Origin of the sequence: Undibacterium sp. Ji42W (assembly GCF_049340405.1) — a bacterium.
GTDB lineage: Bacteria > Pseudomonadota > Gammaproteobacteria > Burkholderiales > Burkholderiaceae_D > Undibacterium.
On the sequence record NZ_JBMPOV010000046.1, the window covers coordinates 1 to 687 of the forward strand.

1 protein-coding gene is annotated in these 687 nt (G+C 50.7%); it reads right to left on the reverse strand.

Annotated elements, in window-relative coordinates:
• Positions 1 to 336: 336 nt before the first annotated feature.
• Positions 337 to 687 (reverse strand): MotA/TolQ/ExbB proton channel family protein (locus ACO0LG_RS29520; RefSeq protein WP_423032186.1); only part of this gene is annotated, 351 nt, incomplete at its 5' end.

The following is a 687-nucleotide window of genomic DNA, read 5'->3' on the forward strand; positions in this document are numbered from 1 at the left end:
ATTGCCATTGCCATAATGTGTTCTCTTTAAAATTACTGAATACCAAAGACCCCTCACCACAGAGGCACTGAGACACAGAGAAAGGCAGGAGAAAGCTTGTTTGCAGTTACTTGCAAGTCATCCCAGATTTTCTCTATGTTTTTCCTCTGTGTCTCTGTGCCTCTATGGTTAAGGGTCTTGGTTTTTTTAACCATACAAAGTAGCCGTGTGAAATGCTGAGGAAGCGTAGCGAGCGGCGCTAGTTTTAGTTAAGAAGCGCAGTCGTACTTCGGTACGACGACGAACTTACAAAACAGCAGACTAAAAATCGCGTCGCGCAGTAGCTTCATCAGTACTTCATTTCTTTGCTGCTGTCTTGCCCATATTGCCGGACAGGACGACGGAGTGCAGATCAGCGGAGAACGCACGGACTTCTTCCATGGCGCTCTTGTTGCGGCGGACCAGGAAGTTGTAACCGAGAACAGCAGGAACAGCGACCGCCAGACCAATCGCGGTCATGATCAGCGCTTCACCAACAGGGCCGGCGACTTTGTCGATCGATGCCTGACCGGACATACCAATCGCTGTCAGCGCATGGTAAATACCCCATACTGTACCGAACAGACCAACGAATGGTGCTGTGGAACCAACCGTTGCGAGGAAGGCCAGGCCGTCTTGCAGGCGGCTTTGGACTTTATCAACAGCGCG